The organism is Frankia sp. Hr75.2 (assembly GCF_949319125.1).
Classification (GTDB): domain Bacteria; phylum Actinomycetota; class Actinomycetes; order Frankiales; family Frankiaceae; genus Parafrankia; species Parafrankia soli.
The window spans coordinates 79,292-98,780 of sequence record NZ_CASGGV010000122.1 but is presented as its reverse complement, the minus strand read 5'-3'; the positions used below and the strand labels follow the sequence as shown (position 1 = coordinate 98,780).

Annotated in this window: 15 protein-coding genes; 11 read left to right on the top strand and 4 right to left on the bottom strand. The window is 72.4% G+C overall.

What is annotated here, in order from left to right:
* The first annotated feature begins 63 nt into the window (after positions 1-63).
* The 7 genes from AC559T_RS11740 (at position 64) to AC559T_RS11710 (ending at position 7,920) form a co-directional block, all read left to right on the top strand.
* The gene (locus AC559T_RS11740) at positions 64-1,212 is read left to right on the top strand and encodes an acyl-CoA dehydrogenase family protein (RefSeq protein WP_498868708.1); all 1,149 of its coding nucleotides are present in this window, start codon (positions 64-66) and stop codon (positions 1,210-1,212) included.
* Positions 1,209-2,309, top strand: coding sequence for an acyl-CoA dehydrogenase family protein (locus AC559T_RS11735; RefSeq protein ID WP_498868707.1), 1,101 nt, complete (start codon positions 1,209-1,211; stop codon positions 2,307-2,309). The genes AC559T_RS11740 and AC559T_RS11735 overlap by 4 nt, the downstream gene beginning before the upstream one ends.
* Positions 2,306-3,511, top strand: coding sequence for an acyl-CoA dehydrogenase family protein (locus AC559T_RS11730; protein ID WP_498868706.1), 1,206 nt, complete (start codon positions 2,306-2,308; stop codon positions 3,509-3,511). The genes AC559T_RS11735 and AC559T_RS11730 overlap by 4 nt, the downstream gene beginning before the upstream one ends.
* Complete coding sequence (locus AC559T_RS11725; protein ID WP_498868705.1) at positions 3,508-4,710, top strand: acyl-CoA dehydrogenase family protein; 1,203 nt, start codon at positions 3,508-3,510, stop codon at positions 4,708-4,710. The genes AC559T_RS11730 and AC559T_RS11725 overlap by 4 nt, the downstream gene beginning before the upstream one ends.
* 216 nt (positions 4,711-4,926) lie before the next feature.
* Positions 4,927-6,132 (top strand): amidohydrolase family protein, encoded by a 1,206-nt coding sequence (locus AC559T_RS11720; protein WP_498868704.1) that lies wholly within the window; start codon positions 4,927-4,929, stop codon positions 6,130-6,132.
* 143 nt (positions 6,133-6,275) lie between these two features.
* The gene (locus AC559T_RS11715) at positions 6,276-7,472 is read left to right on the top strand and encodes an aromatic ring-hydroxylating oxygenase subunit alpha (protein WP_071067145.1); all 1,197 of its coding nucleotides are present in this window, start codon (positions 6,276-6,278) and stop codon (positions 7,470-7,472) included.
* A gap of 1 nt (position 7,473) precedes the next feature.
* Entirely contained in the window at positions 7,474-7,920 is a 447-nt protein-coding gene (locus AC559T_RS11710) for a nuclear transport factor 2 family protein (RefSeq protein WP_368951895.1), read from the top strand.
* Positions 7,921-8,010: 90 nt separating this feature from the next.
* On the opposite strand, the gene AC559T_RS11705 is transcribed toward AC559T_RS11710, so the two are convergent.
* Together AC559T_RS11705 and AC559T_RS11700 are read right to left on the bottom strand one after the other, a co-directional pair.
* A complete protein-coding gene (locus AC559T_RS11705; protein ID WP_020464245.1) occupies positions 8,011-8,202 on the bottom strand; it encodes a ferredoxin in 192 nt (63 codons plus the stop codon).
* A gap of 106 nt (positions 8,203-8,308) precedes the next feature.
* Positions 8,309-9,124, bottom strand: a complete 816-nt coding sequence (locus tag AC559T_RS11700) for an SDR family NAD(P)-dependent oxidoreductase (protein WP_112109109.1) — start codon at positions 9,122-9,124, stop codon at positions 8,309-8,311.
* Positions 9,125-9,360: 236 nt separating this feature from the next.
* Between AC559T_RS11700 and AC559T_RS11695 the strand changes: the two genes are divergently transcribed.
* The 4 genes from AC559T_RS11695 to AC559T_RS11680 all read left to right on the top strand — a co-directional run bounded on the left by AC559T_RS11695 (position 9,361) and on the right by AC559T_RS11680 (position 17,843).
* Positions 9,361-10,437 carry a Zn-dependent alcohol dehydrogenase gene (locus tag AC559T_RS11695; protein WP_112109060.1) on the top strand — a complete coding sequence of 359 codons (1,077 nt, stop codon included), beginning with the start codon at positions 9,361-9,363 and terminating at the stop codon, positions 10,435-10,437.
* 111 nt (positions 10,438-10,548) lie between these two features.
* The gene (locus tag AC559T_RS11690) at positions 10,549-11,811 is read left to right on the top strand and encodes a metal-dependent hydrolase family protein (protein ID WP_498868714.1); all 1,263 of its coding nucleotides are present in this window, start codon (positions 10,549-10,551) and stop codon (positions 11,809-11,811) included.
* Complete coding sequence (locus tag AC559T_RS11685) at positions 11,808-15,557, top strand: indolepyruvate ferredoxin oxidoreductase family protein (protein WP_498868703.1); 3,750 nt, start codon at positions 11,808-11,810, stop codon at positions 15,555-15,557. The genes AC559T_RS11690 and AC559T_RS11685 overlap by 4 nt, the downstream gene beginning before the upstream one ends.
* Before the next feature lie 615 nt (positions 15,558-16,172).
* On the top strand, positions 16,173-17,843 hold the full coding sequence (locus AC559T_RS11680; protein ID WP_498868702.1) for an N-acyl-D-amino-acid deacylase family protein: 1,671 nt from the start codon (positions 16,173-16,175) through the stop codon (positions 17,841-17,843).
* Between the two features lie 194 nt (positions 17,844-18,037).
* Here AC559T_RS11680 and AC559T_RS11675 read toward each other — a convergent pair whose 3' ends face one another.
* Positions 18,038-19,237 (bottom strand): amidohydrolase family protein, encoded by a 1,200-nt coding sequence (locus AC559T_RS11675; protein ID WP_071059552.1) that lies wholly within the window; start codon positions 19,235-19,237, stop codon positions 18,038-18,040.
* A complete protein-coding gene (locus tag AC559T_RS11670; RefSeq protein ID WP_157904194.1) occupies positions 19,222-19,383 on the bottom strand; it encodes a hypothetical protein in 162 nt (53 codons plus the stop codon). The genes AC559T_RS11675 and AC559T_RS11670 overlap by 16 nt, the downstream gene beginning before the upstream one ends.
* Positions 19,384-19,489: the final 106 nt, after the last annotated feature.

Here is a 19,489-nt window from a genome sequence, read left to right as displayed (position 1 = left end):
GCATACCGCTCGTATCCTTATAAGTATTGAAGGTTGACGCGATTCAGACTACTTTTCCGGTCCATGGAGTACGAGATGGGCGAGGGCGTGGCGACCCTGCGCCGGGAGCTTCGTCAGCTGGTCCGTGAGCACGTGCCACCCGACTTCCTCGGTGCCTTCACCGCCGACCCCGCTGACCTCGAGGTCGCCCAGGCGTTCTGCCGGACCCTCGCGGAGCGCGGCCTGCTGTGCATGGCCTGGCCCCGCGAGTTCGGCGGGCGCGAGTCGTCGCCGTGGGAGCAGATGGCCGTCCGCGAGGAGATGTGGGCCCTGCACGAGCCGCGCGGCGCGCAGTACATGGGCGTCAACTGGGTCGGCCCGACGATCATGCGGCACGGCACGGCCGAGCAGCAGGCCCGCCACCTGCCCCCGATCTCCCGCGGAGAGGTCATCTGGTGCCAGGGCTTCAGCGAGCCCGAGGCGGGCTCCGACCTCGCCTCCCTGCGCACCACCGCCCGCCGCGACGGCGCCGGCTGGCGGGTCACCGGCCAGAAGGTCTGGACCTCCTACGCCACGATGGCGCAGTGGTGCTTCCTGCTGGCCCGGACGTCCAAGGGCGCCCGCCGGCAGCAGGGCCTCACGGTCTTCCTGGTGCCGATGTCCGACCCCGCGATCGAGGTCCGTCCCATCGCCAGCATGATCGGTCCGCACCACCTCAACGAGGTGTTCTTCGACGAGCTGCGGGTGACCGAGGCGGACGTCCTCGGCACCGTGGACGAGGGCTGGTCGCTCGTCCAGGAGGTGCTGGCCTTCGAACGGGTGGGTATCGCCCGCTACGCCCGGGTCGAGCGGCTGCTGCACGAGGCTCCCACCGCCCTCGGTGACCAGTGGGAGAAGCTCCCCGAGGAGCTGCGCGGCCGCTGGGCCCGGATGCTCGTGCACGCCCGCCGGGCCCGGCTGCTCGCCTACCGCGTCGTGGCACTGCAGGCCAGCGGCCGGATCAGGCCCGACGACTCGGCCGCCTACCGGATCGCGGTGACCCGGCTGGACCAGGAGAGCGCGGAGGTGCTCATGGACATCGTCGCCGAGGCGTCCCTGCCCGACGAGGCGGGCCGCCGGTTCCGCCGCGCGGTCGCCGACCACCGGCGCTACTCGGTGTCGGCCACCGTGGCCTCGGGCAGCGTGGAGATGCAGCGGATCCTGATGGCGCGCGCCCTGCTGGCGGCGTCATGACCGCCGTCCTGGGCGCGGCCACGAGCACGGACATGAACACCGAGCTGAGCGACGAGGCCGCCGAGTACGGCCGGACGGCCCTGCGCGCCTTCGAGGCGGCCGGCGGCGACGAGCTCGTCCAGGCCGCCGAGCGGGAGCCGGAGAAGCGGGCCGGCCTGATCGAGCCGCTGCTGGACGAGATCGGCGCCTGGGAGCTCGACCCGCGTGCCGGCGGCGACGAACTGGAGGCCGCGGCCGCGCTGTGCCGGGCCGCCGGCTGGTGGGTGCTGCCCTACCCGCTGGCCGAGCGGCTGTGCCGGCCGGCGGACGGCTCCACGGCCGGCCTGGTCCTCGCCGCCGGGACCGGAGCCGGCGTCGGCACCGGCCCGACCCCGGCGGCCGCGGTCGCCGGGGTCGGCCAGCGCTGGTCGACGGTCACCCTGGACGGTCGCCGCGGCGTGGCCACCGCCCGCCCGCCGGCGGAGGGGCCCCGCTACGGCGCGTTCGTCGCCGAGCTCGACCCCGAGCCGGTCGCGACGTCCACCGGGACCGGGACCGGGACGGAGGATGGCACCGCCGACGGCCGCGCGGACGCCGCGCTCGCGCTGGTGCTGCCGTGCTGGACGCTGCTCGGCATGCTCGACCGGGCGCTCGACCTGACCCGGGCGCACGTCCTCGCCCGCCAGCAGTTCGGCCAGCCGCTGGCCCGGTTCCAGGGCGTGCAGTTCCAGCTGACCGACGCCGAGGTCGAGCGGGTCGGGGTCGAGGAGCTGGCCAAGTTCGCGCTGTGGAGCGTCCAGGCCGGCCACGGTGACGCCGTCGAGGACGCGCTCGCGCTGCGGCACGCCGCCCTGGAGGCGGCCGACCTGGTGTTCCGGGTGACCCATCAGCTGCACGGCGCGATGGGCTTCTGCGACGAGACCACGCTGTCCTGGATCTCCCGCTACAGCCAGCCCGTGCGCCGCCATCCGCTCAGCCTGTCGGCCACCCGCGACCACCTGACCCGCCGGATCGGCCGGGCGGGCCTGTCCGGCCCGTTCGCCGGGCCCGCGGGAGCCGCCGCCCGTGCCGGCGCGGGTTCCGCCGCGGGTTTCGGTGAGGAGGGGCAGCCGCGATGAACACGTCCACCGAGGACCTGGCGGAGTTCCGCGCCGAGGTCCGCCGCTGGTGCCGGGAGCACGTGCCGGCCGACTGGCGGCGCGCGCAGACGGTCGCCGGCGACGCCGAGTTCGTGGCCTTCCAGCAGGCCTGGTTCCAGGAGCTGCGTACGGGCGGCTACGCCGTCCCGCACTGGCCCGCCGAGTGGGGCGGCGGCATGCCGGCCGCCCGGCAGGTGGTGCTGTACCAGGAGCTGGCGGCCCACGACGCGCCGCGACTGGTGCTCGGCTTCGTCTCCATCCACCATGCCGCCTCGACGCTGCTCGCCGCGGGCACCGACGAGCAGCGGGCGCGGCACCTGCCCGCGATCCTCGACGGCGAGATCTGGGTGCAGGGCTTCTCCGAGCCCGAGGCCGGATCCGACCTGGCCGGCCTGCGCACCACCGCGCGTCGCGAGGGCGACGGCTTCGTCGTCGACGGGCAGAAGCTGTGGGCCAGCGGCGCCGCGCACGCCGACTGGTGCCTGCTGCTGGCCCGCACCGATCCCGCCGCGCCCAAACGGCGCGGGATCTCCTACTTCCTGATGGACATGCGCTCACCCGGGCTGGACGTCCGTCCGGTGCGCAACGCGGCCGGCGAGTCGCACTTCTGCGAGATCTTCCTCAACGGGGTGGTGATCCCGGCCGAGAACCTGGTCGGCCCGGTGAACCAGGGCTGGCAGGTGGCCCAGGCGACGCTCAGCGCCGAGCGGGGGATGACGATGCTCGAACTGGCCGAACGGCTGGGCAACGCCGGGTTCCGCTGGCTGGTCGAGGCGTGCCGGGGGCCGGCACCCGGCGGGGGGCGGCTCGTCGACGATCCGCGGGTGCAGGACCGTCTCGCCGAGCTGGAGACCGAGATCGCCGGCCTGCGGGCGCTGTGTCTGGGGCTGGTCGAGCGGCACGAGGCCGGCACCGCCGGTCCGGCCGACGCCTCGGTCGTCAAGCTCTACTACAGCGAGCTGCTCCAGCGGACGATGGACTTCGCGGTCGAGGTCGCCGGGCTGCCGGCACACACCGAGCTGCGCAAGCCGGCGTCCAGCGGCTGGGAGTCGGGGGCCTGGGTGCTGGACTTCATCGGTTCCTGGGAGTGGACGATCCCCGGCGGCACGAGCGAGATCCAGCGCACGATCATCGGTGAGCGCGGGCTCGGCCTGCCCCGTGAGCCGGTGGTGCCGGCATGAGCGCCGGTCCGGGCGCCGCGGGCCCGGCGGGCGCCGCGGGCGCGAGCACGCCGCAGGATGTGGACGACCTGCGCGAGCTGCACCGCGAGCTGCGTGACGTGGCGCGCGACATGCTCCGCAAGACCACCGGCCGCACCGGCGACGACGAGGCGCCCGTCCCGGTCGACTGGTCGCTGCTGGCCGGCTCGGGCTGGCTGGGGCTGGAGGTGCCCGAGGAGCTCGACGGCGCCGGCGCGACCTTCGCCGAGGTCGCGGTCGTGCTGCACGAGATCGGCCGGGCCGCCGCCAGCAGCGGCTACCTCGGCTCGGCCGTGCTCGGGGTCGGCGCGCTGCGCCTGCTCGAGCCCGGCGCCGGCCGGGACGAACTGCTGGCCGCGGTGGCCGCCGGCGAGCAGCGCCTCGCCGTCGCGCTGCCGGCCGGTGACGACGTCACCATCCCGTTCCACGTCCGCCCGGCGACGCCCGGCGACGCGCCCGGTGCCGGCGGGGGGGCGCGGGTCGACGGCACCGCCGGCTTCGTGCTCGACGCGGCCGAGGCCGACCAGCTGCTCCTGGTGGCCCTCGACCCGACGGGCGTGCCCGTGGTGGTGCGGGTCCGCCCGGACGACCCCGGGGTCACCGTCACCGGGCAGCCGGTCGTCGACGAGACCCGCAGCCTGGGCACCGTCACCGTGGACGGCGCGGTGGTCGACGCCGGGTCAGTGTGGCAGTTCGGAACGGACCCGCAGGAGTCCGTCCGTCGCCTGCTGGACCGCGCGGCGCTGGCCGTGGCCTGCGACTGCCTCGGCCTGGCCGAGGCGATGCTCGAGGCCACCGTCGACTACGCCGGCACCCGGCGGCAGTTCGGACGTCCGATCGGGTCGTTCCAGGCGGTGAAGCACGCCTGCGCCGACATGTTCGTGCGGATCTCGGTGGGCCGGGAGCTGCTGGCGGCGGGGGTGGCCGCGGTGGCGTCCGGCGACCCGCAGGCCGGGGTGGCCGTGTCGCGGGCGAAGTCCTACGTCTGTGTCGCGGCCGTCGACGTCGCCGGCCGGGCCATGCAGCTTCACGGCGGCATCGGGTACACCTGGGAGGGCGGCGTCCACGTCTACCTCAAGCGGGCGCTGCTGGGCCGGGCGCTGTTCGGCGCGCCCGCCGCGCACCGTGCCCGTCTCGCCGCGCGGTTCGCCGAGCCGGCGGACGACCCGCTCACCGAGTAGACCGCCCACCGAGTAGGCGGACTGGCGGGCCTGGCGGCCCGGCCGGCGGGCTGGTCCCCGCGCCGGCCGGGCTCGCCGCCGGGCCCGCCCGCGGCGTTGGCGCAGGTAGCGGACCGTTCGTCGACCAGCCCGGCGGCTTCACTGGTGCTCCGGCTGCGCGCTGAGCTACCATATACGTGAGCGTTCGCTTTCTTGCGCCGAAGTCAGGGAGGACTTGTGTCGTTCAGCTGGTTCATTTCGGTCGACGACCACCTCATCGAGCCGGCGCGGCTGTGGCAGGAGCGCCTGCCACAGCGCTGGCGCGACACCGGGCCCCGCATCGTGCGGGACGGTAAGTCGGAGTTCTGGGTCTACGAGGACCGCCAGATCGTCACCACCGGCCTGAACGCCGTGGCGGGCAAGACCCGCGAGGAGTTCTCGCCGGAGCCGATCTCGTACGAGGACATGCGCCCCGGCTGCTACGAGCCCGCGGCCCGGGTGGCCGACATGAACCAGGGCAACGTGCTGTCGTCGATCCTGTTCCCGTCGTTCCCGCGGTACTGCGGCCAGGTCTTCCACGAGGCCAAGGACAAGGAGCTCGGGCTGCTCTGCGTCCAGGCGTGGAACGACTTCATCCTGGAGGAGTTCGGCGCGGCCTACCCCGGCCGCTTCATCCCCATGATGATCATTCCGCTGTGGGACCCGGTGGCCGCGGCGGCCGAGATCCGGCGGACGGCGGCCCGCGGCGGCCGCTCGATCGCCTTCTCGGAGAACCCGACCAAGCTCGGTCTCCCGTCGATCCACACCGACTTCTGGGAGCCGATGTTCGAGGCCTGCGACGAGACCGGCTACGTGATCTCGATGCACGTCGGGTCGTCGTCCAACCTGATCCGCACCTCGCCGGACATGCCGACGCTGGCCTTCATGGCCTACTCGGCGGCGGCGAACCAGGCCGGCACGTTGCTGGACTGGCTGTTCAGTGGCATTTTCGACCGGTTCCCGAACCTCAAGATCGCTCTTTCCGAGGGCTCGATCGGCTGGATTCCGTACTTCCTGGAGCGGGCTGAGCAGGTCATCGACAAGCAGCGGTTCTGGGCGTCGCGGTTCGATATCGACATGAACGCCTCCCACGAGCGCGGCGAGACCAAGGGTGAGGCGAAGTTCAACCTCGACACCAACATTCGCCAGCTCTTCGCCGACCACGTTTTCGGCACCTTCATCGAGGACCAGGCCGGCGTCCGCCTGCTCGACATCATCGGTGAGGACAATGTGATGCTCGAGTGCGACTACCCGCACTCGGACTCCACCTGGCCGGACACCGTGAAGCTGGCCGGCGGCTGGCTCGGGCACCTTTCCGACGAGGTCCAGCACAAGATCACGATCGGGAACGCGGCCCGCGTCTACAACTTCACGCCTGCTGACCCGGCGACCATCACGCTGTGAGCTCGGTCGGCGTCTCCCGGACGGGAGTCGCCGGCTGGCCGGTACCGGCTGGCGGCACCGGCTGGAATCATCACGACCGCGGCCTCGTTCCGGTCACGGGATTCAGCACCCGCGGAGAATCTTTCAGAACGATGGGAGTGACCGTGGACAGAGAGGCTTTTGACCACGAGCTGGTGCGCCGGCTGATCGAGCACGTCGAGAACCGGACCACCGACCAGGCCGAGTCGGTCCTCGAGGTGTCCACGGACATCTACTCGGCCGAGCACTACCGCGAGGAGGTCGAGGCGCTCTTCCTCGACCAGCCGCTCGTGCTGGGCCTTTCGGGCGCTCTCGTCGGGCCGGACTCCTACCGGACGGTCGACATCCTCGGGACGCCGATCCTGCTGACCAGGGACGCCAGGGGCCAGGTCCGGGCACTGACGAACGTCTGCCGCCACCGCGGCGTGCGGCTCGTCGACGGCGCGGGCAAGGCCGCGCGGTTCAGCTGTCCGTTCCACTCCTGGAGCTACGACAACGAGGGCAGGCTGGTCGGGGTGCCCTCGTCGGAGTACTTCGAGGGGATGTGCCTGGAGGACAAGGGCCTTGTCGAGCTCCCGGTCGCCGAGGGCTACGGGCTCATCGTCGGGCGGCTGCGCCCCGGCCAGCCGCTCGACATCGACGACTACCTCGGCCCGGAGCTCGCGGGCGAGCTCGAGATGCTGGACTTCGCCGACTGGGAGCAGCACAGCGAGCCGCACCCGCACGAGGTCGCCGCGAACTGGAAGGTCACCCTCGACACCTTCCGGGAGAACTACCACTTCAACTATCTGCACCGGAAGACGCTGCGCACCTACGCCTACGGAGGGGTGCTGACCTTCGACCCGCTCGGGCGGCACCTGCGCAACGCCTCGGCGCTGCGTTCCATCGACGCGCTGCGGGACACCCCGGAGAGCGAGTGGGGCGACGTCACACAGCACTTCAGCCCGCAGTACTCGCTGTTCCCCAACACCTGCCTGACTTTCGACAGCCGGCACGTCGAGCTGTGGCAGATCCTGCCCGTCGACAGCAGCACGTCGCGGGTCCTGCACTCGGTCTACCTGCGTCCCGGGCTGTCCCCCGAGGAGCGGGCCAAGGCCGTCGACATGGCGCCGTGGATCTGCGAGACGGTGGTGGACGGCGAGGACTTCTGGGTCGCCGGCCGCACGGAGCCCGGCATCCGGGCCGGGATCGTCGACACGGTGGTGTTCGGGCGTAACGAGCCGGCTCCGCAGCACCTGCACCACGGTTTCACCGAGACGATCCAGGCGTACCGGGAGCGCAGGGCCGCGCAGGCCGGCGAGTCCGCCCCGGCTGGGAAGTGACGTGGGCGCCGAGGACAAGGCGACCGAGGAGAAGGCGACCGAGTCGGAGTTCGACCCCAGGGACTCCGCCGCGCTCGTCGAGGAGCTGGCGCGGCGGTTCCTCTCCGCGGACATGGACGGCGCGTTCGCGCTGTTCGACCCGGAGATCCGGATGCAGCAGCCGGCGTCCCTGCCGCACGGCGGCTGGTACGAGGGCCACGCCGGCGCGCAGCGGATGGGCGCCGAGTTCGGCAGGTACTGGAGCCGCGTCATCAGCCCACCCAGGATCGTCGGGTGCGGTGAGCTGGTCGTCCAGCAGACCACCCAGACCTGGACGGCGAAGTCCACCGGCCGTTCGGCGACGGTGGACGTGGTCGAGCTGTTCACGGTGACGGGCGGACTGGTCCGCGAGATCCGTGTCTTCCAGCAGGACACCCATCTGCTGATGGGGACGCTCGACGCCAGCTGAGGCGGACACCGGCCGGGACCGCGGTCCGCGCAGACCCGAAGAAGCCCGCCGGCACATCACGTGCCGGCGGGCATCTCCGGTCTGGCGACCTCAGTCGCTGACGGTGATCGCACGCTCCGGGCAGTTGCGGGCGGCGTCCGCCGCCTGCTCGGCCAGCTCCGCCGGGACCTCCGGCAGGATGACCGTCCCGTGGCCCTGCTCGTCCAGCTCGAAGACGCTGGGGCTGATGTCCCAGCAGCGAGCGTGCCCCTCGCACCGGTCCGGGTCGACCTCGATACGCACGGGTCCTCCTTCACTCGTGGCCCGGCGGCAGCCCTGCCGCCGGGCCGGTCGGAAAGCGTGGTGGTCTCTGATCAGTGGTGTTCTCTGATCAGGTTGTGGTCGCTGGTCAGAACGTGGCGGACAGGGCCCACGGCCCGTCCGGGAACGGCCTGCCAAGGTATTCCATGCTGTAGGTGATCCGCCCGGTCAGCTCCGCGGGGTTCCCGCTGCACAGCAGCAGGGCCGCGTCGGCCATGGCCTCGTCCGGTTCCACCGGGGCGTTGTCCGGAGTGTGCGGCGAGACGGCGGCGACACCGGGCGTCATGACCAGCCCGGACGTCCCGAGCGCGTTCACCGCCACCCCGGTGCCCTCGAGCTCCGCGGCCAGGCCGGTGGTCAGGCGGTCCAGCGCGGCCTTGCACATGCCGTAGGGGACGCACCCGTCGCTGGCCCACTCCGGGTAGGGCGGGCCGATCGGGTGCCGGGCCTGCTTGGACGTGATGTTCACGATCCAGCCCTGCCCGCGGCTGACCATCCCGGGAACCACGAGCTGGCAGAGCCGGAACGGGGTGTGGACCATCATCTGGAACATCAGCCCGTAACGGCGCGGCGGGATGTCGAGCGCAGGTCCGTAGAAATTGACCCCGGCGTTGTTGACCAGAATGTCCGCCGGGCCGACGGCTGCCTCCGCACGTTCGATGATCGTCTCGACATCGTCGGGCGCGGTGAGATCGGCGGGAATGGCGACGGCGTGACCGCCGCCGGCCTTGATGTTCTCGATCACTTCGGTGATCGAGCCTGGCAGCCGGGAAGTACCGGCGTCGACCGTGCGCGCGACCAGAGCGACCGCCGCTCCTTCCGCGGCCAGGCGCGCGGCAATGCGCGACCCGATACCGCGACTGGCGCCGGTGACGATTGCTACGCGGCCATCCAACGATCCCACGAAAACCTCACGATCGACGTCGTCGCGCCGGGCCCGGCACGCCATGGGACGGATCCGTAGGGCGCCATGCTAACAGGGTGCTCACATACTTACCTGCCTCGTGCGGGGCTGATCGCAATGCAGAACAGAGCTGCTGGTGGACCTCTTGTGGAGTGAGCGGTTACTGAAATACCCTCGGCGTTGCGCGCGGCCCCCTCACGGTCCCTGGGCCGGCGGTGCTGATGGGAGGATCGCCAGTGCGGGTCGCTGTCGCGTACGAGGCCGAGAAGCCGCTGGTCGTCGAGGATCTCGACCAGCCCGCCGTGGGCCCGCGGGATGTGCTCGTGCGCATCGCCGCGAGCGGTATCTGCCACACCGACCTCCACGTCATCAACGGGCACTCGCCCCTGCCGCTTCCGATCGTTCCCGGTCACGAGGCGTGCGGTGTGGTCGAGGAGGTGGGCTCCGAGGTCCGCCGGGTGAAGGTGGGCCAGCGGGTGCTCGCCGCCGTGTCGCCGGCCTGCGGCACCTGCTGGTGGTGCGTCAACGGCATGTCCAACCACTGCGAGCTCGGCGGGCCGGTCAAGGCGGCGCCGCGGTTCAAGCTGGCCGACGGCCGCACGGCGGCCGCCGTGTGCGGCTGCGGCACGTTCGCCGAGGCGATGGTGGTCGACGAGGCCTCGGTCGTGCCGACCAACACCGACCTGGCCGACGAGGAGCTGGCGCTGCTCGGCTGCGGGGTGACCACCGGGCTCGGCGCGGCGCTCATCACCGCCGGCGTGACCCCCGGCTCGTCCGTCGCGGTGATCGGCTGTGGCGGGGTCGGGCAGTCGGTGATCCAGGGCGCGCGCATCTCCGGCGCGGCCACCATCATCGGCATCGACCTCGTGCCCGCCCGCCGTGAGGCCAGCCTGCGAGTCGGCGCGACCCACGTGGTCGACCCGGCGGAGGCCGACCCGGTCGAGCAGGTGCGCGCGCTGACCGAGGGGCGCGGGGTGGACTTCAGCTTCGAGGTCGTCGGTCTGCCCAACCTGATGGTGCAGGCCTTCGACATGGCACGTAAGCAGGGGGCGGTCACGCTGGTCGGCATGCCGTCCACGAGCGCGACCCTGACCCTGCCGGCCATCTCGGCGATCTTCTCCGGCAAGCGTCTCGCCGGGTCCGTGGTGGGCGGCGCCCAGATCCTGCGCGACATGCCGAGGTTCATCCGGCTGGCCGAGACCGGCCGGCTCGACCTCGGCGGCATGGTGTCCAACCGGATCCGGCTGGACGACATCAACGAGGGCATCGCGCTGCTCGACCGTGCCGAGGGCACCCGGACCGTGATCATTTAGCGGCGGTCGTCTGAAGGTGGCGCAGAGGGGCGACCGCGGGTGACCCTCGGAACGGGGTTCGCCGCCGGGGTCGGCGGACTCACCGCCGACGTGTCGGGAGGGAACGCGAACATGACCGAGCGCACTCTGATCAGGAACGCGAAGATAATCACCTGCTCCGCTCCCGGCACCGACTCCGGGTCGGACGTCATCGCCGACGGCGACCTCCTGATCGAGGGCGACCGGATCGCGCGGGTGGCGGCGGGGCGCATCGAGGTCGACTCCGGTGCGGCCCGCGTCGTCGACCTGCACGGGGCGGCCGTCTTACCCGGCCTGGGAGACGCGCACGTGCACATGAGCTGGCCGCTCGACTTCGTCTTCGACCACGTCTCCGTCGCCAACGCGCCGGCCGCGCCGCACGCGCTCGACGTCGCCGCCGTGGCCCGGACGTTCCTGGAGAGCGGCTACACGCTCGTCGTCGGGGCAGGGGTCTCCCAGCCGTTCGACGACGTGCGCACCAGGGACGCGATCGAGCGGGGCCTCATCCCCGGCCCGCGGGTCATCCCGAGCGGCACGATGATCACCGAGCGGGGCGCGATCAGCGCGGACACCGGGATGACCTCGGTCGTCTCCGACGCCCGGGACATCCGCGAGGTCGTCGCCCGCCAGTGCGACACCGGCGTCCGGGCGCTGAAACTGTTCGTCTCCGGGGACGGCATCGTCCCCGAGTACCCCTCCGACGACCTCTACATGAACGACGAGATGCTGTCCGCGGCCGTAGACGAGGCCGACCGGTACGGGGCGTTCATCACGGTTCACGCCCGCGGGTCGGACAGCGTCGCGATGGCGGCGCGCAACGGGGTCCGGGTCATCCACCACGCCTGTTTCCTTGACGACAAGGCGGTGCACGAGCTCGAGGCGCGCCGGGACGACGTCTGGGTGTGCCCCGGCCTGCACTACCTGTACGCGATGGTCAGCGGCCACGCCGAGCCCTGGGGCGTCACCCCGGAGAAGATCGAGCGCTCGGGCTACGAGAAGGAGTTCCACGCCCAGGTCGAGGGCATCCGCCAGCTGCGGGAGGCGGGCATCCGCATCCTGGCCGGCGGCGACTTCGGCCACCAGTGGACAAAACACGGCACCTACGCGGCCGAGCTGCAGCGTTACGTGGAGCTGGTCGGCATGTCACCGCAGGAGGCGATCAACACCGCGACCCGGAACATGGGCCCGCTGGTGGGCCTGGACGTCGGCCAGGTCCGCGCGGGCTACCTCGCCGACCTGCTGATCGTCGATGGCGACCCGCTCGCCGACATCACCGTGCTGCAGGATCCCGACCGCCGCCGCACGGTCCTCAAGGGCGGGCGGTTCGCCTACGTCAACCCGCGGATGTTCCCATGATCGGGGCCACCGGCGAGCGGGCGGCGTCCGGCGACGTGATCGAGGCGCCCCCGCTGGACGGCCCGCCCGTCGCTGATCCGCCCGCGGTCGAGGCCCCGGTGCCCGCCCCGGCCGCTGCGGCGCTGCTCTCCGGAGTCGAGACCCTGGCGCGCCTGCTCGTCGTGCGCGAGCGGCTGGATGCCAAGGACGGCCTGACCACCGGGACGATGGTGTCGGGCTACCCGGGTTCGCCCCTGGGCACGTTCGACCTGACCCTGGACAAGCTCGGCGACAAGCTGGCCGAGCACCGCATCCTGCACCGGCCGGGGCTGAACGAGGAGCTCGGCGCCGCCGTCGTGTGGGGCAGCCAGATGGGCGCGGTCAGCGGCTACGCCGGCGTCGACGGCGTCGTCGGCGCCTGGTACGGCAAGACCCCGGGGCTCGACCGGTGCGGGGACGTCCTCAGGCACGCCAACGCCATGGGCGCCGGCCCGAACGGCGGCGTCGTCATGTTCTGCGGCGACGACCCGACCGCCAAGTCGTCCACCCTGCCCTGCGACAGCCAGTACACGTTCGAGGACGCCTGTATCCCGGTGCTGTTCCCCGGTGACCAGCAGGAGGTCCTCGACCTGGGCGTGCACGCCTACCGGCTGTCCCGGTACTGCGGATCCTGGGTCGGGATGAAGATCGTCACCGCGGTGGCGGACGGCATCGGCAGCGTCGACCTCGATCTCGACCGGCACACTCCGGAGGAACCGGAGGACATCCTGGTCGAGGGCCTGCCGTGGCGGCACCGGCCGCAGGCCAAGGTCGGCCCGCACGCGGTGCCCGGCCAGGAGGCGCTCGTCGTCGACCACCGGCTGCGCGCCGCGCAGGCCTACGTCCGGCACAACGGCCTCGACCGGGTGGTCGGCGCCCAGGCGGGCGCGCCGCTGGGCATCGTGTGCGCCGGCAAGACCTACTTCGACGTGGTCCAGGCGTTCTCCGATCTCGGTGTCCGCCCCGCCGATCTCGCCGCCGCCGGCGTCCGCGTGCTCAAGCTCGCGATGACGTACCCGGTGGTCGAGAGCACCGTCGTCGAGTTCGCCCGGTCGGTCGAGGAGATCCTCGTCGTCGAGGAGAAGCGGCCGTTCATCGAGACGCAGCTGCGGTCGATCCTGCACCAGGCGGGGATCATGGTCCCCGTCGCGGGCAAGAAGGACCTGGACGGGCGCGCGCTGCTGTCGACGGTCGGCGAGCTGGACCCGGCCGCGGTCGGCAAGGCGCTGACCCGGGTCCGCCCGGCGCTCGCCGCCGGCCGGCGCGACGAGCCGCGGCGGATGTCGCTGCCGCTGCTCGCGCTGCCGTCCCGGCCGCCGGGCTTCTGCAGCGGCTGCCCGCACAACCGCTCGACGGTCTTCCCGGACGGTGCCCTCGTCGGCGGCGGCGTCGGGTGTCACGGGATCATGTACTTCGAGACCCGGCACCAGGGCATGACCAGCCTGCCGCCCACCCCGATGGGCGCCGAGGGCGTGCCCTGGATCGGGCTGGCGCCGTTCGTCGACGAGCCGCACCTCATCCAGAACCTCGGCGACGGCACGCTGAGCCACTCCGGCATCCTGGCGATCCGGGCGAGCGTCGCCGCCGGCGTCGCCGTCACGTTCAAGATCCTGTACAACACCGCGGTCGCCATGACGGGCGGTCAGGACGTCGTCGGCCTGATGGACGTCCCGGCGATGACCCGGGCGCTGGAGGCCGAGGGCGTGCGCCGCATCGTGGTGTGCGCCGAGGACCCGAAGCGCTACGGCCGTCGCGCCCGCTGGGCACCGGGCGTCAGGGTGCTCGGGCGGGACCACCTCCCGGAGGTGCAGGAGGAACTGCGGGGCGTGGCCGGCGTCAGCGTGATCATCTACGACCAGCGCTGCGCGGCGGAGTCGCGGCGGCTGCGCAAGCGCGGGCTGCTGCCCGAGCCGCCCCGGCGGGTCGTCATCAACGAGGCCGTCTGCGAGGGGTGCGGCGACTGCGGCACCAAGAGCAACTGCCTGTCGGTGCTCCCGGTGGAGACCGAGCTCGGTGTGAAGCGGCGCATCGACGACCTTTCCTGCAACCGCGACTACACCTGCCTGGACGGCGACTGCCCGTCCTTCGTCACCGTGCAGCCCCGGTCGCGGACCTGGCCGTGGACGAGGTCCCCGGCGAAGCGCCGGGCCCGCAGGGCGAGTGCCGAGCAGGCCGCGGGTGCGTCCGCCGGGACGGGCGAGTCGGTGCGGCCGGCCCTGCCCGCCGGCACCCTGCCGGCGCCCGCCAACCCGGGTGTCGACGGCCAGTACGGCATCTACGTCACCGGCATCGGCGGGACGGGCATCATCACCGCCAGCCGGATCCTCGCGGCCGCGGCCGAGTCGGCCGGGCTCGTCGTCGGCGGCGTGGACCAGACCGGCCTGTCGCAGAAGGCCGGGGCCGTGGTCTCCCACCTGCACCTGGCGGCGACCAGGGCCGAGATCGGCTCGGCGACGGTCGGCCCCGGCGGGGCCGACCTCTACCTCTCCGGCGACATCCTGCAGGCCGCCGGCGGGCCCCAGCTGGAACGGGTCCGCCCCGGCCACACCGTGGCGGTCGTCGAGACCGAGCTGATCCCGACCACGTCGATGCTCCAGGGCGGCGCGACCGCGCCCGCCGACGAGGATCTGCGCAGGGCGATCACCGACCGGGTCGGCCCCGAGCGGGTCGCCTTCATCGCCGGGCGGCAGATCGCCGAGCAGGTGTTCGCCGACCAGCTCCTCGGCAACGTCGTCCTGCTCGGCGCCGCCTTCCAGCTCGGCGGGCTGCCGTTCACGCTGGACGACGTCGAGCACGCGATGCGCCGGCAGGGCAGGGCCGCGGCGAAGAACCGGGAGGCCTTCGAATGGGGCCGCTGGGCCGCGCACGACCCGGCGGCCGTCGAGGCCAGCCTCGCCGGGCCCGCGGGCGCCGGGCCCGCGGGCGCCGGGTCGGTGGCCACCGGGTCGGCGGGCGCGGAGGCCTCCGGCGCCGGTCCGGAGCCGGGTCGGCGGCCCGGCCTCACCGACCCGTCACCGGCGGCGCTGACCCGCGCGGCGGCGCTCGTCGCCGAGCGCCCGCTGCCCCCGGCGCTGCGTGACCTGCTGGTCCGCCGGGCCGCCCAGGTGATCGACTACTCGGGCGACTCGCTGGCGCGGCGCTTCCTCGGCCTGGTCGAGCAGGCGTCCGCGCGGGACGACGAGGCCAGCGGATGGGAGTTCACCCGGGCGGTCACCGACTCCTGGCACAAGATCCTGACCTACAAGGACGAGTACGAGGTCGCCCGGCTGCACCTGAAGACGGACTACGACGAGGTCGCGCGTGGCCTCGGCATCGACGGCCCGTACAAGGTGACCTACCACCTCCATCCACCCGCGCTGCGCCGGCTGGGCGTGTCGAGGAAGCTCCCGATGGGCCGGCCCTACGCCGTCGCCTTCCACGGCCTGCGGGCGATGAAGCGGCTGCGCGGGACGCCCTTCGACGTCTTCGGCTACGACCCCGACCGCCGCACCGAGCGCGCGGTGATCGCCGAGTACGAGGCGCTGATCACCGAGCTTGTGCGGCCGGTGCGGGCCGGGTCCGGCGTCTCCTACGAGACGCTGGTCCAGGCCGCCGAGTCCGTCCAGGTGGTCAAGGGCTATGCGGAGATCAAGGAAGCCGCGGTGCGGCGCTGGCGTGCCGAGGTCGCTCAGCTGCGGCGTGAGCTGGTCCCGCCCGCCGCTGGTACCGGTGGCGGCACGGCACCCTGACCTGATGTTCCCTCGCGTCGTGGGGAACCGGGGTGCATAACAGCCCGTTTCGCAAAGATTGATCGACAACGGGGTGTCGTGTCCGGTTCGAGCACCCCCAGGGAAATCATGATCGGCCGTGGTCCGTGGCGGCCGTGTCCGGGTGCGCGGGGTGCGGGGTGCTGGGTGCGGGATGCGCGGGGATCATCGGGTCCCCGGCACGGTCCGGGCCCGACGGGTATGCGTACCGGGCCGGCCGCTATGCACGGCGGCGCGGAACCGTGGCGGGTGAGGGGCAGCCAGGACTCTCTCACCCGCCGCACATCACCCGATGGCGGAGACTCAGGGTGCATAACCGGCTCGGGGAGGAGGTACCGGGCCTCGGTCTGGGTCCTGTTCCGCGGGGGGCGCCAGCCGGCCACCCCGACCAGGGTCCCGACACGGCATCCCACTCCTGGCCGATCTTTGCGAAACGAGCTGTAAGTCGTAGGTCGTGGGGCCCGTCCGCGGGCGCCTCGTGAGCGGGCGTCTCGTGAGCAGTGCCTCGTGAGCAGTGCCTCGCGAACTCGATAAGTGAGCGAGTATTTGCTATCTTCTGGGAACTATCGTTGCCGCGGGCGACCGATCGGAGTTTCGATGGATCTGCTGCTGCGCCACGCCTCGTTGATCGACGGGACGGGTGCCCCGGCCCGCGCCGCGGAGGTCGCCGTCAGCGGTGGCCGCGTGGTCGCCGTCGGCGCCCCCGGCGAGCTCACCCCGACGCCCGACTGCGAGGTCGTCGACCTCGAGGGGCTCACCCTCGCCCCCGGCTTCATCGACGTGCACACCCACTACGACGCCCAGATTCTCTGGGACGGCGACCTCACGCCGTCGAGCTGGCACGGCGTGACCAGCGTGATCATGGGCAACTGCGGCTTCGGGGTGGCGCCGACCAGGCCCGAGCACCGCGACATCATCATGCGCCTCCTGGAGAACGTCGAGGGGATGTCCCTCAGCGCACTTGACGCCGGCATCTCCTGGTCCTTCGAGACCTTCCCGGAGTACCTCTCCGCCCTCGACCAGCGGCCCAAGCGTCTCAACGTCGGCGCCTTCATCGGCCACTCGCCGCTGCGCGCGTTCGTGGTCGGCGGTGAGGAGCGGCCGGCGACACCGGCCGAGCTCGAGCGGATGCGCGAGATCGTGCGCGAGGCCCTCGAGGCCGGCGCCATCGGGTTCTCCACCTCGCGCCAGCCCGCCCACCAGGGCGCCTACGGCCGTCCGGTGCCGAGCCGCTTCGCCGAGGTCGACGAGGTCTACTCGATGGTCTCGGTGCTCAGCGAGCTCGGGCGCGGCGTCGTCCAGGTCTCCATCGGCCCGGGCCTGTTCATCGACCAGTTCTCCGAGCTGGCCACCCGCTTCGGCGTCCCGGTGACGTGGACGGCGCTGGTCGCCCGCGCGGACAAGCCAGGCGCGGCGATGCGCACCGTCGAGCGGGGCGGGGCGCTGCCCGGCGAGGTCTACCCGCAGATCGCCTGCCGCCCCATCGTCATGCAGATCACGATGGACGACCCGGTGCCGCTCGCCGAGATCGACGAGTGGAAGGAGGCGCTGGCGCGGCCCCGCGAGGAGCGTGCCGACCTCTACCGCGACGCCTCCTGGCGGGAGCGGGCCCGCCCCGCGACGCTGAGCGCGTGGAGCCACCGCTGGTCCAAGATCGATGTCGAGGAGACCGGCGCCCACCACGACGTCGTGGGCATCCCGCTGGACCGGCTGGCGCAGCAGCGGGGCACCACCCCCTTCGACGTCATGCTCGACCTCGCGCTCTCGGACAGCGTCCCCACCCGCTTCCGGGTGGTGCTGGAGAACGACGGTGACGCCGAGATCGCCCAGCTGCTGGCGGACAAGCGCACCCTGCTCGGGCTCTCCGACGCCGGCGCCCACGCCAACCAGCTCTGCGACGCCTGCTACTCCACCCACCTGCTCGGTCACTGGGTGCGCGAGCGCGGCGCGATCGCGCTGGAGGACGCGGTCTGGCGCCTCACCGGTCATCCCCACCAGGCCTTCCGGGTGGACGGCCGTGGGCTGGTCAAGGAGGGCTTCCACGCCGACCTCGTCGCCTTCGACCCGGCCACGGTGGGCACGACCCCGGTCGAGCGGGTGTACGACCAGCCCGGCGGCGCCGACCGCCTGGTGGTGCGCAGCACCGGCATCGAGCACGTGTGGGTCAACGGCGTAGCCACCCGTTCGTACGGTAAGGACATCCCCGGCGCCACGCCCGGCCGTCTGCTGCGCGCCCGGGGCACCGGGGAGGGCACCCCGCAGTCCTGACCACCGGACCAACCCCGCGCCCGGGTAGCCATTCCGCGGTGGCCACCCGGGCGCTTCCGCGTCCGCGGGCTCTCTGTCTCTGCCGCTCAGGGCCTGGCCGGGCCCGACCCGGCGCCGAGCCGGACCGGCCCGGGGGGCGGGGTTGGTGTCCTACGGTGACTATCCCTACGCGAACTGTCCCTACGCGGACTGTCCTACGCGGACCTGGCGGTCTCCTTGTCGGGGATCCGGAGCAGGTCGGCGGTGTTGCTGCGCAGCACCTTGCGCCGCGTGACCGGGTCGCAGTCGTCGAGGCGCTCGACGTAGTCCATGGGCTGGCGGAGCCCCTCGGGGTGCGGGTAGTCCGAACCGAAGAGGACCTGGTCCGGGCCGAGCACGCTGATGAGGTCGTGCACGTCGTCCTCGGGGAACGGGCAGACCCACAGGTGCTCGGCGAGCATCTCGCTGGGCTTCGCCGAGAGCGTGCCGCCGATCATCGGGCCGCGCCGGCCGAGGGCGGCGGCCTTGTCGACCGTCTTCAGCAGCGGTCGCACCCAGTTGCTGCCGTTCTCGATCGAGATGATCTTGATGTTGGGGTGTCGGCCGAAGAGGTTGTGCAGGGTGAGCGCGCTGAGCGTGTCGACGATCGGCCGCTCGGTGTTGCACAGCGCCCACTGCAGCGGCGACTGCAGGTGTGACGGGTTGCCCGCGTCCTCGGACCAGAGCCGGCCGTACGCCGCGTTGTAACCGCTGTTGGAGACGTGGAACACGACCCCGACCCCGGCCTCGGCCGCCATCGCCCAGAACCGGTCGAAGTCGGGGTGCGCGGGGGAGCGGCCGCCGATCGGCCCGGGGCGCAGGTGCACCAGGCGCGCGTCGGCGTCCAGCACCCGCTTCAGCTCGGCCACGGCGTGGTCGATGTCGAGCAGGGAGAGCATCGGAACGGCGAAGATCCGGTCCTGCTCGGCGTAGCCCCAGTCCTCCTCGAGCCACCGGTTGAACGCGCGCAGGCTGGCGTAGGTCAGTTCGACGTCGTCCGCCATGTCCTGCTCGACGGCCACGCCGAGGGTGGGCAGCATGATGGTCGCCTCGACACCCTGGTCGTCCATCAGGTCCAGCCGCGCGGGCCGCTCGATGAACGCGGGGTGGTCCTTCGCGTTCAGGACCTCGCGGTGGGTGAAGCCGTCCGCCACCTCGCCGACGAACAGGCCCTGCAGCGCGCCGGGGGCGGACGCGTAGTCCCCGGGCATCACGCTCATGAAGGTGCGGCGGTCGCCCAGATAGACCCGGCCCAGGCCGTCGGCCCCGCGCTCGACCCGTACGGTGCGCTCCTTGAAACCGGCCTCGATATGCCGGGAGAAGCAGTCGTCGGGCTCGTAGTAGTGGCCATCGGCATCGATCAGCTGGTAGTCCACCGCGTGCCACCTCCGGGAAAACGATTCAGTGAATACTCGCTGCGCCGGTCGAAGTGCCGGGACTTGCGCGCGGTGCGCTGGCTGGCCACGAGGTGCGGGTCGTCTCCGGGCGCCGGGCAGGCCACGAGACGGATCGTCGTGGTCACCTGGCTGCCTCCTCCGCCTGTCGCGGTTCTGTCGCCTGCCACGGTTTCGTGTCGCTCGGCGGCCTGCCGCGCAGATCGCGGGCCGGTTCACACGGCCTCAGTCCTG

Bases quoted from the DNA above. Each gene is read 5' to 3' on its own strand.
- AC559T_RS11740 (WP_498868708.1), top strand. From the start codon at position 64: ATGGAGTACGAGATGGGCGAGGGCGTGGCGACCCTGCGCCGGGAGCTT.
- AC559T_RS11735 (WP_498868707.1), top strand. From the start codon at position 1,209: ATGACCGCCGTCCTGGGCGCGGCCACGAGCACGGACATGAACACCGAG.
- AC559T_RS11730 (WP_498868706.1), top strand. From the start codon at position 2,306: ATGAACACGTCCACCGAGGACCTGGCGGAGTTCCGCGCCGAGGTCCGC.
- AC559T_RS11725 (WP_498868705.1), top strand. From the start codon at position 3,508: ATGAGCGCCGGTCCGGGCGCCGCGGGCCCGGCGGGCGCCGCGGGCGCG.
- AC559T_RS11690 (WP_498868714.1), top strand. From the start codon at position 10,549: ATGACCGAGCGCACTCTGATCAGGAACGCGAAGATAATCACCTGCTCC.
- AC559T_RS11685 (WP_498868703.1), top strand. From the start codon at position 11,808: ATGATCGGGGCCACCGGCGAGCGGGCGGCGTCCGGCGACGTGATCGAG.
- AC559T_RS11680 (WP_498868702.1), top strand. From the start codon at position 16,173: ATGGATCTGCTGCTGCGCCACGCCTCGTTGATCGACGGGACGGGTGCC.